The sequence below is a fragment of the Deltaproteobacteria bacterium genome (assembly GCA_030654105.1).
GTDB lineage: Bacteria > Desulfobacterota > SM23-61 > SM23-61 > SM23-61 > JAHJQK01.
In genome coordinates this window covers 1-13,419 of sequence record JAURYC010000026.1, presented here as the reverse complement: position 1 = coordinate 13,419, position 13,419 = coordinate 1, and the positions used below count along the sequence as shown (strand labels likewise).

The 13,419-nt window shown below is 51.6% G+C and carries 12 protein-coding genes; 10 read left to right on the top strand and 2 right to left on the bottom strand.

The features are described 5' to 3' along the window. Positions 1 to 50 precede the first annotated feature (50 nt). From hypF to mutY, 10 genes are all read left to right on the top strand, one after another. On the top strand, positions 51 to 2,378 hold the full coding sequence (hypF, locus tag Q7V48_01055; protein ID MDO9209329.1) for a carbamoyltransferase HypF: 2,328 nt from the start codon (positions 51 to 53) through the stop codon (positions 2,376 to 2,378). 137 nt (positions 2,379 to 2,515) lie between these two features. Continuing rightward, positions 2,516 to 2,740 (top strand): HypC/HybG/HupF family hydrogenase formation chaperone, encoded by a 225-nt coding sequence (locus Q7V48_01050; GenBank protein ID MDO9209328.1) that lies wholly within the window; start codon positions 2,516 to 2,518, stop codon positions 2,738 to 2,740. A gap of 53 nt (positions 2,741 to 2,793) precedes the next feature. Then, on the top strand, positions 2,794 to 3,876 hold the full coding sequence (gene hypD / locus Q7V48_01045) for a hydrogenase formation protein HypD (protein MDO9209327.1): 1,083 nt from the start codon (positions 2,794 to 2,796) through the stop codon (positions 3,874 to 3,876). Positions 3,877 to 3,895: 19 nt separating this feature from the next. Next, entirely contained in the window at positions 3,896 to 4,906 is a 1,011-nt protein-coding gene (gene hypE, locus Q7V48_01040) for a hydrogenase expression/formation protein HypE (protein MDO9209326.1), read from the top strand. A 66-nt stretch (positions 4,907 to 4,972) separates the two neighbouring features. Beyond that, positions 4,973 to 5,380, top strand: coding sequence for a response regulator (locus tag Q7V48_01035; GenBank protein MDO9209325.1), 408 nt, complete (start codon positions 4,973 to 4,975; stop codon positions 5,378 to 5,380). Between the two features lie 125 nt (positions 5,381 to 5,505). Then, entirely contained in the window at positions 5,506 to 7,170 is a 1,665-nt protein-coding gene (ilvD, locus tag Q7V48_01030) for a dihydroxy-acid dehydratase (protein MDO9209324.1), read from the top strand. Between the two features lie 167 nt (positions 7,171 to 7,337). Then, positions 7,338 to 7,679: a hypothetical protein gene (locus tag Q7V48_01025; GenBank protein MDO9209323.1), complete on the top strand. Its 342-nt coding sequence runs from the start codon at positions 7,338 to 7,340 to the stop codon at positions 7,677 to 7,679. 37 nt (positions 7,680 to 7,716) lie between these two features. Beyond that, positions 7,717 to 8,067, top strand: a complete 351-nt coding sequence (locus tag Q7V48_01020) for a hypothetical protein (protein ID MDO9209322.1) — start codon at positions 7,717 to 7,719, stop codon at positions 8,065 to 8,067. Between the two features lie 128 nt (positions 8,068 to 8,195). Then, positions 8,196 to 8,702 (top strand): rubrerythrin family protein, encoded by a 507-nt coding sequence (locus Q7V48_01015; GenBank protein ID MDO9209321.1) that lies wholly within the window; start codon positions 8,196 to 8,198, stop codon positions 8,700 to 8,702. 45 nt (positions 8,703 to 8,747) lie between these two features. Next, complete coding sequence (gene mutY / locus Q7V48_01010; GenBank protein MDO9209320.1) at positions 8,748 to 9,848, top strand: A/G-specific adenine glycosylase; 1,101 nt, start codon at positions 8,748 to 8,750, stop codon at positions 9,846 to 9,848. 131 nt (positions 9,849 to 9,979) lie between these two features. Here mutY and Q7V48_01005 read toward each other — a convergent pair whose 3' ends face one another. Together Q7V48_01005 and Q7V48_01000 are read right to left on the bottom strand one after the other, a co-directional pair. Continuing rightward, entirely contained in the window at positions 9,980 to 12,829 is a 2,850-nt protein-coding gene (locus tag Q7V48_01005) for an iron-containing alcohol dehydrogenase (protein MDO9209319.1), read from the bottom strand. A gap of 109 nt (positions 12,830 to 12,938) precedes the next feature. Next, positions 12,939 to 13,217 carry a MoaD/ThiS family protein gene (locus Q7V48_01000; GenBank protein MDO9209318.1) on the bottom strand — a complete coding sequence of 93 codons (279 nt, stop codon included), beginning with the start codon at positions 13,215 to 13,217 and terminating at the stop codon, positions 12,939 to 12,941. Positions 13,218 to 13,419: the final 202 nt, after the last annotated feature.

The window sequence follows — 13,419 nt, the reverse complement described above, 5'->3', positions numbered from 1 at the left end:
TCATGAAAAACTCTGTGTTCTCTGGGCCCTCTGTGGCTAAATCATCCGTTATGAACTTGGAATTGGAAAATCCTGCTGAACTCACCAAGAAGGCGGTAGGGACCGGGGCCGAACGCCGAAGAAGACGTTTCTTGCTGAAAGGCGTGGTCCAGGGCGTAGGCTTCCGCCCCTTTGTATACGGGCTGGCCCAAAAAAATAATTTGCAAGGATGGGTGAATAACTCGTCCGCAGGGGTGTTCATCGAAGTCGAAGGAAAGATGGAAGCGGTGGAAGATTTTACCCGGGAAGTATCCCACCAAGCCCCTCCCCGGGCCCGGATTGAATCCCTAAAATTTGAGGACTTAACCCCGGTGGGTTTTCGTTCCTTTGAAATCCGGGAAAGTGTGGAAGAGGCGGGAAAGTACCAGCTTATTTCTCCGGACATCGCCACCTGCGAGCCTTGCCAACAGGAGGTTTTCAACCCCCAAGATCGCAGGTATCGATACCCTTTTACCAACTGCACGAACTGCGGGCCCCGGTTTACCATCATCCAGGATATCCCTTACGATCGGCCTAAAACCACCATGGCCCAATTCCGCATGTGTCCAGAATGTCAACATGAATATGACGACCCAACCAACCGGCGGTTCCACGCTCAACCCAACGCCTGTTCGCACTGTGGGCCTAAGGTAGAGCTTTGTGACGAGCAAGGAAAGCCCCTCGGGGTGGACGACCCCATCTCCTCCGCTATTGCTCTTCTCCGCGAGGGGAAAATCCTGGCTATTAAGGGGTTGGGCGGATTCCTCCTGGCCTGCAATGCCCAAAACCCATTGGTCCTTGAAAGACTTCGCCAGCGCAAACGCCGCCCGCATAAACCTTTTGCCGTCATGCTGCCGCATTTGCCGGCGGTGCAAAAACATTGCTGGGTCAATGAGGGAGAAGAAAAACTCCTATTAGCCCCCGAGAGTCCCATTGTTCTTCTGCACTGGAAAGAAAGTTCTCCCATCTCCAGGCTTGTGGCCCCTGGGCAAAAATATCTCGGCGTTATGCTTCCTTACACCCCGCTTCATCACCTTTTACTGCGGGAATCGGGGCTGGTCTTGATTATGACCAGCGGCAACTTGAGTGAAGAACCCATCGCCAAAGATAATGAGGAAGCTTTTTCCCGTCTGCAGGGCATTGCCGATGCCTTCCTCATCCACGACCGGGATATCTATATTCAGTATGACGATAGCGTCACTGCGGTCGTATCCGGGGAAAACACTATCCTCCGCCGCGCCCGGGGATATGCTCCCTTCCCCATTCGCCTCCCTTTTTCCCTGAAGCCGATCCTGGCCTGTGGAGCTGAGTTAAAAAATACTTTTTGCCTTACTCGCGACCAGTATGCTTTCCTCAGCCAGCATATCGGAGACATGGAAAACTTGGAAACCCTGAACCATTTCCAGCGCACTATAGGGATCTACCAAAAGCTATTCAGCATCCAGCCGGAGATGGTGGCCTACGATCTTCATCCGGAGTACCTTTCTACCAAATACGCCCTCCAGCTGACCGGGAAGAAGATCGGGGTACAACACCATTTCGCCCATATGGCCAGCTGCCTGGCGGAAAATGGAGCGGAAGGTCCGGCAATTGGATTGACTTTCGACGGGTTAGGATACGGCACGGACGGGAATCTCTGGGGAGGTGAATTCCTCCTGGGAAATTTCCGGTTCTTTGAACGAAAAGCCCATTTTGAATACATACCCATGCCCGGGGGAGCGGCGGCCATTCAGCATCCCTGGAGAATGGCTCTGAGTTACGTTTATACGCTGCTGGGGAAAGAAGAGTTCATGAAACATCAGCCCCTCTTTGCCCTCCCTCAAGGTGAAAAAGTCCGCATCATTCTGCAGCAGATTGACCAAAAGTTTAATGCACCCCTGACTTCTTCCTGCGGCCGCCTCTTTGACGGAGTTTCGGCTCTGCTGGGACTTTGTCCATCGGTCTCTTATGAAGGGCAGGCAGCCATGGAACTGGAGAGGATCGCCAACCCGGAAGAAGACGGAGCGTATGATTTTTTCACGGAAGAAGAAGAAGGGAAAGAAATCATCCGCTTGCGGCCAATCATCGCTGGAGTTTTAAAGGACTTAGGAAAAGGGATCGAGCCTTCCGTCATCGCAGCCAAATTTCATAATACCTTGGTCAACATCGGCGTTGCCATTTGTCAAAAGATTGGCGAACGGGGGGGGCCGAAGAAAGTGGCCCTAAGTGGAGGCGTATTCCAGAATCGCCTTCTCACGGAGCGGATGAGGTCGGCAATGGAAAAATCGGGATTAGAGGTTCTGACCCATCGTCTGGTGCCATGCAATGATGGCGGTCTTGCCCTCGGCCAGGCGGTCATCGCCAATTTCGTTGCCCAGTAAGGTAAGGGTCATTGAAAAAAAATCTTTTAGCCACAGAGATCACAGAGTACACAGAGAAAGACTTAAAATAATATAGACATTTTAAAAGTACATTTTAAAAAATCAAGGGTTTTAGGAGCGGTAAAAAAGGGGGTTTTATGTGCGTTGCTATCCCGGCAAGGGTCAAATCGACCGAAGGAATCATGGCTGAAGTTGAAGTTGGCGGGGTCTCGCGGAAAGTCAGCCTCCAGCTAACCCCCGAAGCCCAAAAGGGGGACTATGTGCTGGTGCACGCTGGCTTCGCCATCCATGTCATCGACGAGCAAGAGGCCCGGGAGACCATGAAACTTTTCGAAGAGCTGGGAGCTCTGGAAGCTAAGTAAAACAGGGTTCCCTTGAACCCTCGAATCCTTGAATTCTATTTTTTAAGGTACCAATGAAGTTCATCGATGAATACCGAGATGGAGAGAAAGCCCGGCGAGTGATCGAGGAGATTCACCGTCAAGCTACCGAGCCGATGAGGTTGATGGAGGTCTGTGGCACCCACACGGTATCCATTGCCCGATACGGTCTGCGCCAAGTTCTACCTAAAACGATCGAACTCATCTCCGGCCCTGGCTGTCCCGTTTGCGTTACCGGGAACAGGGAGCTGGACAAGGCTATCTCCATGGCCCGTATTCCGGATGCTGTGGTGGCTACTTTTGGGGATATGATGCGCGTCCCCGGTTCCCATTCCACCCTGGCGTTGGAGAGAGCGGGGGGCCGGGATGTGCGAGTGGTTTACTCACCGCTGGATGGCTTGAAGATGGCTAAAGAAAACCCCCATCGGAAAGTCATCTTCCTGGGAGTAGGATTTGAGACCACGGCTCCGACCGTGGCGGCCACAGTCCTGGAAGCCAAGAAGGATGGCGTGAAAAATTTTTTAGTCTTCTCTGTACATAAGACTGTCCCCCTGGCCTTGAAAGCCTTGCTCGACCTGGGGGAAGTAAAACTGGATGGATTCTTACTGCCGGGCCATGTGAGCACGATCATTGGTAGCCACCCTTATGAATTCCTGGCCGGAAAATACGGCCTGGCCTGTGTGATCTCTGGATTTGAGCCCCTGGATATTCTTCATTCTATCCTGATATTGGTGCAGCAGGTGAAAAGCCGGCTATCTCGGGTGGAGATCCAGTACAAGCGGGGTGTATATCCGGAGGGAAATCTTAAAGCCCTTCAGATCATGGGCCAGGTGTTTGAACCCTCGGATGTAGAATGGCGTGGTTTGGGGTTAATCAAGGGGACCGGGTTAGCTTTACGGCAGGAGTTCGCTGAGTTCGATGCTCCCCGGGCTTTTGACCTTCAAGTTCCCCCGACCAGAGAAGAGGGGGCATGCCGCTGCGGAGAGGTCCTCCGCGGTTTGATCCGGCCGCAGCTATGCCCTTTATTTGCCAGGGGTTGTTCTCCTCAAAATCCGGTAGGCCCATGCATGGTTTCTTCGGAAGGGTCCTGCGCTGCAGCTTATAAATATGATTCGTGAATCGAGCTTAAAAGTTCTCATAGAGACGGAAAGAATTCTCCTGGCTCACGGTAGCGGGGGCGAGCTCAGCCACGAGCTGGTCGCTTCGCTTTTTGTCAAAGTTTTCACTAATTCTTTCCTGGATCCCCTCGACGACATGGCTGTACTACGGGTCGGGGAAAACCGACTGGCCTTCACCACGGACAGCTATGTGGTTACCCCGGTATTCTTTCCCGGAGGAGACATCGGCAAGCTGGCGGTTTGCGGAACGGTGAACGATCTGGCCATGGGAGGCGCCCTCCCGCTCTTCTTGAGCGCAGGATTTATTATCGAGGAAGGCTTTCCCTTTGCCTCCCTGGAGAAGATTGTAATCTCCATGCAAAAGACGGCTGCGGAAGCCGGCGTAAAAATCGTCACCGGGGATACGAAAGTGGTCAACCGCGGCGGGGCGGATCAAATCTTCATCAACACGGCGGGAATTGGCCTCATTCCCGATGGGGTGGGTATCTCTGGAAGCCTGGCGCGCCCCGGGGACCGCATCCTTCTCAGCGGGAGCATCGGGGACCATGGGGTGGCCATCCTGAGTTCCCGGGAAGGCCTGCAATTTTCCACTACCCTCGAGAGCGATTGTGCTCCCTTGAATGGGTTAGTAGCCAGCATGCTGGAAGTTTCCCCCAAGATCCATTGCCTGCGCGATCCAACCCGTGGCGGACTTTCCAGCACGCTGAACGAACTGGCCCGGCAGTCGGGAGTGGGCATCTGGGTGGAGGAGCAACGGATCCCCATCAAAGAAGAAGTACGTGGAGCCTGCGAGCTTTTGGGTTTAGACCCTTTGATCCTGGCCAATGAAGGCAAGCTCGTAGCGGTTGTTGCCCCCGAGGCTGCGGCAAAGATTCTCCAGCGAATGCAAGCCCACCCTCTGGGAAAGGATGCGGCCATCATCGGGGAGGTTCAAGAAGAGCCGAGAGGAAAAGTGGTTTTGCGCACATCAATTGGATCGACGCGCCTGATGGACATGATCGTTGGGGAACCGCTCCCCAGGATCTGTTAATTTACCCCATTTGATTTATTTGTTTGAGTATGTTATCAAAAAGAAATTCTCCGAGGAGGGAAATTTATGGAAGAACCAAAAATCTTGATCGTAGACGATGATCCCGACATCGTAGAAGCCTTGAAGATGACCCTGGAGGCCAGCCATTATAAAGTCTACACAGCGGCCAATGGTACGGAGGGGCTGAAGCAGGTCAAAGCCGTGAATCCCAACCTGATCATCCTGGACGTGATGATGGACACCATCACCGAAGGGTTCCAGGTGACCTACCAGCTTCGCAACCCCGACTCCAAGTCCGAGTACGCCCCATACTCCAAGATCCCCATCTTGATGCTCACGGCCATTGTGGAAAAAAAGCGGATGAAGTTCTCCACTCAAGCCGACGGAGACTTTTTGCCCGTGGATGATTTTGTGGAGAAGCCGATTCGCCCCCAGGTCCTTCTGGAGAAAGTGAAAAAGTTGCTAAACAAATGACGGCTTCACCGCAGAGAGCGCAGAGAACGCTGATAACTTGTGGACCGCTAAGCGCTTAGCGCTATGCGCATAGCGTTTTTTTAAGCTCTGTGGTGAACGGTCTTTATTTTTTCAAGGAGGAGAAGATGGGCTCCAATTTGAGAAGTAAGGGGTTGAGTCCGGATGTGCCCCAGTATTACATCCGACGCGCCTTGTTCAAATCCATGGGCTATACGGACCAGGATCTGGAAAAACCATTGGTGGCCATCGCCAACACCTGGAACGAAATCCTTCCCGGGTCTTATCATTTGGACCGGATTGCCCAGGCTGTCAAACGTGGCATCCAAGAAGCTGGGGGGCTGGCTACGATCTTCAATGTGATGGCTCCTTGCGACGGGCAGGGGGCGGGAAACGTGGGCTTTAAGTACCTTCTGCCCAGCCGGGACTTAGTGGCGGCCTCGGTGGAAATGATGATTGAACACGCCAGTTACGACGCGGCTGTGATGATCGGAACCTGCGACAAGATTATCCCCGGCCTGATCATCGCCGCCGCCCGCTGCAACCTTCCCACGGTGCTGGTTACCGGAGGGTGGATGCCGGTCGGGCATTATAAAGGAGACCGTTTAGACATCTCCTCCATGGGCAAATATTTTGTCCTGTACAAGCAGGGCAAAATTAGTCGGGAAGAACTAAACCTGGTGGAAAGCTGTGCCTGCCCGGGTCCGGGGGCTTGTTGCGTCATGGGAACGGCCAACAGTATGGGCATCGCCGCTGAAGCCTTCGGGCTATCCATTCCCGGCAATTCCGGGCTTTGTGCTACCGATGCGGCTCTGGAGAGACTGGCTGAAGAGGCCGGGCGCAAGGTCATGGAGCATTTGCGAAATAACCTCCGCGCGAGGGACATCATGAGTCCAGCGGCTTTTCATAATTTAGTCAAAGTCGCTTGCGCCACCAGCGGGTCTACCAACTTAGCCATCCACTTTCCAGCCATCGCTCACGAATTAGGATATCCCTTTACCTTGGACGATTTCGACCGCATCAGCCGCCAGACCCCCTCCCTTATGGAGATTAAGCCTTCGGACCCAACTTACCTGATGGAAGACTTCGGACGGGCCGGAGGGCTCCAGGCGGTCATGAAATCAATGGCCAGCCTTCTGGATACCAGGGTTTTGACTGCCAGCGGCCAAACCCTGGAAAAAAACTTGCAAAAAGCTGAAATCAGGGATCCACAAGTCATCCGCCCCCTGCACAATCCCCGGAACAAGGAAGGTGGCCTTGCCGTCTTAAAAGGGAACCTGGGCATTTCTGTGGTCAAACAAACCGCAGTCCAGCCGGAAATGCAGAAGCACCGGGGGCCCGCCCGCGTCTTTGAACAGGAAGAAGATTGTATTAATGCCCTGTTGGCAGGAAAGGTGAAAGAAGGGGAAGTTTTAGTCATCCGCTACGAAGGCCCCAGGGGTGGACCGGGGATGCGGGAGATGGTCATGGCGACCTACCTCATTGTCGAGATGGGCCTGGATAGGTCAGTGGCCCTGGTTACGGACGGTAGGTTTTCTGGAACCTCCGGTGGGCCCTGTATCGGGCATCTCGTCCCGGAAGCTATGGTAGGGGGCCCGATCGCAGTCCTCCGCGATGGGGACATCATCGACATCGACATCCCAAGCCGCCGCTTAAACGTAGAATTAAGCGACGAGGAGATCAAAAGAAGAAAAGCGACCTGGAAGGCCCCTCCGCCGAAAGTTACCCATGGCTGGTTAGCCCATTTCGCCAAACACGCGACCAGCGCGGATAAAGGTGCTTATCTGGAGTGAAGTAGAAGTTAAATTCTCCCCCTTTTCATGCCCCCTTTTAAAACCCTACACTAAATACTGTACTTTTTTTGGTTATACAGTATTTACCCTATTGCTTTTTTATTTATTTTTACCTATAATAGAAAAATAATTTAAATCAAATCTTAAAAAAGAAAGGAGAATACAAAATGCGGTACATAAGTTTGTCACTGGTACTTCTCTTGGCCTTTATCTTCGGCTGTGCTCCCATGATTATCGAAGGGAGAAAGATCGATTCGGCGAAGCTAAAGCAACTGCAGATTGACGTTACCAAAACCAATAAAGTTGAAGAGCTCTTTGGCAAACCCGATAAGATCGAAAAATTGCCCTCCGGGGAAGAGATGTATGTTTATCAGTATGATAGAAAAAATCCCCATTGGTGGACCATGGATGCTGTGGACAAACAAAAATTAGAAGTGGTTCTCAAAGATGGGGTTGTGCAAACCTACAAACTGCGCACGGAAGGCAAAGAAGCCATTCTTAAAGAATAACCACCTTTAAACCATAAATATTCGAAAGGAGGAAAAGATGAGATACATAGGAGTGATTGCTATTCTTTTATTGGTATTCACCATCGGTTGCGGCCCAACGATTATGGAAGGGAAAAGGATCGACGCTGCTAAAAGAGGCGAAATCATCAAAGGCCAGACTACAGCAGCAGAGGTCGTAGGAATTTGGGGCCAACCCGCTAAGATCGAAAAATTACCCTCAGGAGCAGAAAAGTACGTTTATCAGTCCTATAAAGAAGAATTTACCCACTGGTGGACGCTTCCCAAATTCGAAAGACAAAGAATGGAAGTTATCATCGATAAGGGGATTGTTTACGACTATAGCTATCAGGTGGACACCCGGGATGTCATTACCGATAAAGACGAATAAAAGCCACGGATAAGGGAAGAAAGTCTGTCTTTCCACTTGCCGCATGGCAGGTGAATCTTAAGAAATGGGGTGCGAGAGAAAATTTCTTGTGCCCCTTTTCAATTCGTCTGCAGAAAGGAGACTCTGAAATGGCACTGACGGGTTCACAAACGGAAAAAAATTTGCAGGAGGCCTTTGCCGGGGAATCCCAGGCCAACCGTAAATATTTGGCTTTCGCCAAGAAAGCGGAACAGGAAGGTTTTAAGCAAGTGGCCAAACTGTTCAGGGCTGCGGCCGAGGCGGAAACCGTCCACGCTCATGCCCACTTGCGGGCCCTGGCAGGGATTCGATCCACCAAGGAAAACCTCCAGGAGGCCATCGCCGGCGAGACCCACGAGTTCAAGAAAATGTACCCGGAGATGCTGGCAAAGGCCAAGGCGGAGGGTGTGAAACAAGCAGAAATCAGCTTTGACTACGCCAACCAGGTGGAAAAGATCCACGCCGCCCTTTATGAAAATGCTTTAGCTAACCTGGGAAAGAACAAGCAAGTAGACTATTACGTTTGTCCGGTCTGCGGGTACACAGTAGAAGAGAAAGCCCCAGATACTTGCCCCATTTGCCAGACCCTGGGCTCCAAGTTTATCAAAATTTCCTGACACTCCTTGTCCATTCTACCCCCGAACCCATTCCCGGAGAAGAGAGTGTTGCAACGCTCTCTTCTCCACTGGTATGCCAGGCACCAAAGAAATTTGCCCTGGCGGAAAAAGCGGGACCCTTATTGGATCATGGTCTCGGAGTTTATGTTGCAGCAGACGCGGGTCGAAACGGTCCTGCCTTATTTTGAGCGTTTCCTGAAACTTTTCCCCACCCTGCCATCTTTGGCTCAGGCTTCCTTGCCCAAAGTGCTCAAAGCTTGGGCTGGCTTGGGTTACTATGCCCGGGCCAGGCACATCCACGAAGCGGCCAAAATCATCTGGCGAGATTTTGCCGGAAAAATTCCGTCAACGAAAAAAAACCTTCTCTCCCTTCCCGGATTCGGCCCTTATACTGCAGGAGCAGTAGCCAGCCTGGCCTTCAACAGGCCTGAGCCCGCGCTGGATGGCAATGTCAGGCGTGTCCTCCTTCGCGTGCATGGCCTCTGGAAAAGTGTACCGAGGAACCGACTGGAAAAAATTTTAGAAAAATTTATTAAAAATTTTATCCCTGCCGGCCGGGCCTCGGATTTTAATCAGGCCTTGATGGAACTTGGCGCCCTGATCTGCATTCCCTCCCAACCAAGGTGCCCTTCTTGTCCGGTTAAAAACTTCTGCTCTTACCAGAGAGGGGGAGATAAGGGGAAAAAGCGTTCGGGGAAAAAAATCCGGAAAGAGGTTTGGACCGTTGCTTTGGTTGAACAAGAAGGCCGATTTCTTTTGCACCGCCAAGAAGGAAAAGGCCTCCTGGCAGGCCTCTGGCAGTTTCCCATTGTGAGGGTGAACAAAAAAGGGGATGCAGGGGAGTTAGAAAAGGCAAAAGAATTAAAAGAAAGGAAAGCATTGAGAAGAATGCTGCAGGAGAAATTCGGGTTAAGAATCAAAATCAAAGGGTCTCTTCCTCCCCAAGATCATTCATTCACCCATATTCAAGTAACCATGAAGCCCTTTCTTTGCTCTGTGGTAAGGCTGTCCTCTGCCCTCCCGGTCTCAAAAAACGTTCGCTGGATCAAACCCCTCAATTTTTCCCGTTACCCCATCTCTAAGGCCATGAGCAAAATCGCCGCCTTGATTCTCGACCCTCCCCCAAGGGAAGCGACCAGCGGATGATCCGCAGGTTCCCTTTTATTCCGTTCTTGACTTCTCCTCCCGCCGATGCTTCCTCTTTCATGCCCTTCCGCCCGGGTCATCCACTTCCGGAATTGCGACCCAGTCTCTTTCGGGAGGGAGGATACAAGCGATCAATAAAACTCCCGAAGAATTTCTATAATCCGCCGGTCGTTTACGGGAACGGGATTCCCGGCAAGATTGGCCGCATCTTTGCCCACTTCAAAAGCGATCGTCTTAAGCCCCTCTTCTGTAATCCCCAGGTCCCTTAAACGAATGGGTAGATTCAGATCCTTATAGAGGTGTACCAGAGCCGCCTCCAAATCCTCCGAGCGGTCCAGTGCCAAAGCTAAGTCTAAAAATTCATTCTTACAAACCTCTTGGTTCGTACGCACGAAGCAAAGCAAACTCACAGCCAGAGCTTTGCCATGAGAAAGATGATACTGGGCACCCAGGGCATGGCCAATGGCGTGACCCAGCCCCAAGCCTTTGGAAAAAGCGACTCCGCCGTCAATCGCGGCCATACACATATCCATCCGGGCATTCAGATCATCCCCGTCGTTGTAAGCTTTCCTCAGGCTATGCCCAATCAACTTTACGCCGGATAGGGCAAGCCCTGAATAATATGGATGGTAGGGAATACTTTTGCTTACATACGATTCAATACAGTGCGCCAAAGCATCAACGCCCGTTTCCGCAGTCAGGCTCTTGGGCATGGTGCGGCAAATATTCGGGTCAATCACAGCCAAACTGGGAATGATCAGGTTACTGATGATAAGGAATTTAATGTTTCTCTCTTTGTCCGTAATGATGGCATAGGGATTGGCCTCACTGCCGGTACCCGACGTGGTGGGGATACAGATAATGGGAGGTAAGGGAGGCTTTATTTTCCCGCCCCCTCCCATCGCGGCTTCGTATTCGGTCAGGAGTCCGGGTTGAGAAACCCTGATCGCAGCCGCTTTGGCCGCATCCATGGAACTGCCTCCTCCCAGGGCAATCAATCCATCGCACTGTTCAGCTTGATAAAGTTTGGCGATTTTCTCGATTTCTTCCACAGGGGGATCCGGCTCTACGTCCGAAAATACCGCCGACGCGATGCCGCTCTTCTCCAGGATCCCCCGTACTTCATCGGTGTTGCCAAGTTTACCCATAATCGGGTCTGCGACTAAAAGCGCCTTTTTTATTTTCAGTTGTTTGGCCCGTTCACCCAATCTCTGGATTACGCCCGCCCCGAACAGCAACGGCGGCATGGGGTTGATCCGCATCTCCCAGATCTGCTTCGGCTCCTTAAAACTGTCCAACCGGTCCCAAATGCTCTCAATTTCTGCATCCTCCACGTCAAAAACGCTATTGGTAGGAGGAAGGGGTTCTGTGCGGTAAAAACTTGGATAACGCTCCCAAATTTTATTAAATCCAGCACCTTCATTAAACCTCAGTTCATCTTTGATTGTTTCTTTCGCTATTTTCAGCACGGCATCAGGCGTTACGTTTATCCCATAGCGGGCACTCAATAAATCCGCCAAAAACGAATAAATGGAGGCCTGTCCGCCCGGCACGGCATTCAAGCAGTACCCAAAGGTATCGCACGCGGAAGCGGCCACCTGAAATCTCAGGGAGTTCGCCGCTTGCCCAGTTTTCTGTAAAGACATTCGGTAGGTGAGCCCGGCGGTATGATCCGCTCCCATCGGACTCGTGGCATAGGTTACGCCGATCCCCTTGGCGGCCCGGCCATCATGAGCCGGGATCGCCTGCCCTTTGAATGCCGGGATACGGTTGATATTGAGCTTTTTGGCGGTAGAAACTACTCCATCGGCTAAAACCTTGCCAAACTCGGACCCCTTCTCAACTTCTGAAAGAAGCCCGATGGCCCCTTCTACATCCCCCATCTTCATCCTGCCGGCACTGGCTGTTACCCCCAAAGCACTTCCTATTTCGATCAGGTCGATCCCCAGATCATCACATATATACTTCATCCGCCCAATGGCATCAGGATCCGTAATTCCCAAATTGGTTCCTAGCAGACCGATTGCTTCATATTCATAAGCGGAGCACAGGTGTGCGCCATTGGCCTGGTGATAGAGGATGGAACATTGGATCACGCACCCTGGCATGCAACCGTGCATTTTCCCGCCTCGTTCCAGGTTTATCTTTTTGATCACTTCGCCGCTGACATTCTTAAACCCGACAGGCCTTCCGGAAGTGTAATTTTGCCACGGCATGGTTCCTTGATAACTGTTGGTGGAAACCGCCAAAGGAGTTCCAAACTGACGGAACAGCCAGCAGGTAACGTCTTTGTTCAAAGTATCGACCCAGGATTTTACGCTTTCCCTGAATTTTTCCTTGTCGGCAATATCCACGGGGGGGGTTCCTGAGCTGTCAATAACGATGGCCTTCAGCCCTTTGGAACCCATTACCGCCCCCAAACCGCCCCTCGCGGCATTTCTGGATGGGTCCCCCAACATATCGGAAAAGCTAACGGAGGCGGATTTGTATTTCTTCTCCCCCACAACCCCTATGGAGGCAATGGAGATCTTATCTCCATATTTCTTTCGCAACTCTTGGTTCAACTTATAATTTTTCATCCCCTTGTATTCATCCATAGGAATAATACTGACCCCATCTTTGGTGATCTTCAGACCGAACAGCTTATCCTGCGGAGACATCCCCTCCACAATAATCGCCCGAATCCCCAAGCGGTCCAATTCCTGGGCTGCTGGCCCACCGGAATTGGCTTCCTTAATTCCCAACGTGAGAGGGCTCTTCCCCCCGACCGAGATTCTTCCGAGCTGGGGAGCCAGAGTTCCAGCCAAAGGCCCCCCGGCAATAATGAGCTTGTTTTCAGGTCCCAGAGGGTCCGCTGTCGGAGGTACTTCTTTATTCATGATTTTGGCAATCAAACCTCTCCCCCCTACGAGTTTCCACTCTTCCGGCAGATTTTCATAATGCCCTGCCAATTTATTCATATTAAGCCGCAATATCTTCATCTCCCTATTCCTCCTTTTCCAAATCATCATCGGCAAAAAATATTTGGAAAAACCAGTGCCTTATGATGCCAAGCGAAGCCCTGCACCGCCACATCCCACTTTGGTCTGATCAACCACCGGCAACGAGGGTTAAGAATTTAACCTCTTCGCCGTCCGTTAGCGGAGTGGCGGGAGAGTCAATGGCTCTGCCGTTGGCCATGGCAAAGATGGGTTCCTTAAATGAATTCGCCTGCCGATCCCAGAGAAGATCCGGGATAGAACGGCCGCATTGACGCCAGATCTCCTTCAGGAGGTCTCCATACGTGGCTTCCTGGGGTAGGTGCACCTCGACGGTTTCCTCCTGAATAAGTTCTGCCAAAATTCCAACGAAAGTGACCGTGATATGCATGTTCTTACTGAAATTGTGGGGTGTAAAGATCAATTTTGCTGAATCTTACCAAAAAAGGTTTTATCCTGTCAAGTCTTTACAATATAACATTATTTTAGCCCGACCCCAATCGACGGGATACTATCTTATCCCTGATTTTCCATTCCTTTTCCTCCCGTCGATTTACGCCTGACGACTTACGGATGGTTTCTTGAGATTTATA